The following is a 1,241-nucleotide window of genomic DNA, read 5'->3' as shown; positions in this document are numbered from 1 at the left end:
TGTTAAAAATGATTACATTTCAGGATGGAATTAAACGGTTTATCAGACTTATTAGGAATTAGTAACCCCTGGGTTTTAATGGATATTAAGACTCAACCCAAGAATAAAGTTATAGATGTATTTATCGATTTTGAACGAGGCAGCAAATTTCCTTGCAGTGTTTGTGGTAAACAGACTGCTGTTTATGACAGTTCCTATAAACGTATACGCTATTTAGATCTATTTGACTATCGTTGTTATCTGAATATAAAGACACCTCGTTTAGACTGTAATAAAGATGGTGTTAAAGTAGCACACGTAGATAAATGGAGTAGAAAGTCAAGTCATTACAGTCTTAAATTTGAAGCATTAAGTATTCGTTTATGTAAAGAAATGTCTATGAAAGCAGTTAGTGTTGAGTTAGGTGAACCCGACAATAATCTATGGAGAGTCTTCAATTATTATGTAAATATAAAAATAAAGAATTCCCTTGATTTACAAAGCGTAAAACGTGTATGCGTAGATGAAACAGCAACTAAGCGAGGTCATAATTACGTTAGCATATTTACAGATTATGACACAGGAACAGTTATTTACGTTGTCGAAGGTAGAAAAAAAGAGGTGTTTTCTATGTTTTATGGTTGGCTATGGGATCACGGAGGACATCCTGGAGAAATAGAACTCTTTAGTATGGATATGTCGAAATCTTATCAAGCAGGAAAACGAGAATATTTTGCAAGTGCACAAGTCGTATTTGATAGATTTCACATTAAAAAAGGATTGAATGAGGCAATTAATACTGTACGAAAAAATGAAGTTCAAACGGTAGATGAACTGAAAAAGACAAAATATATTTGGTTAAAAAATGAAAAGAATCTTACTGAAAATCAGAAAAACACACTAGAAGAATTTCTTGTCGATTGTTCTTTAGATACTGTGAAAGCTTTTCAACTTAAAAGCGGATTCGATCATTTATGGAAAGTACAAAGTTTAGCAATAGAGCCACTAATGGAAAGCTGGATTGAGAAAGCTTTAAGGCTTAATTTAAAACCAATTAACAGATTTGTTAAGTCGGTTAAAAACAATATGAATGGTATCATGAACGCTATTAAAACAGGAATTACAAATGCCGTATCGGAAGGATTAAATAGTGTCATGCAATTAGCACGATCTAGAGCTAGAGGTTTCAGGAATATTGATAATTTTTGTAATATGATATATTTCTTAGGGAATCACTAATCCATAACTTTTGGCGAAGAACC

The 1,241-nt window shown here is 32.4% G+C and carries 1 protein-coding gene; it reads left to right on the top strand.

Annotation, left to right across the window (positions count from 1 at the left end; translation table 11 throughout):
• Positions 1–24 precede the first annotated feature (24 nt).
• Positions 25–1,218, top strand: a complete 1,194-nt coding sequence (locus ES044_RS18255) for an ISL3 family transposase (RefSeq protein ID WP_147120779.1) — start codon at positions 25–27, stop codon at positions 1,216–1,218.
• Positions 1,219–1,241: the final 23 nt, after the last annotated feature.

Source organism: Polaribacter sp. IC066 (genome assembly GCF_007997085.1).
Classification (GTDB): domain Bacteria; phylum Bacteroidota; class Bacteroidia; order Flavobacteriales; family Flavobacteriaceae; genus Polaribacter.
This window is presented reverse-complemented; position numbering and strand designations above follow the sequence as displayed.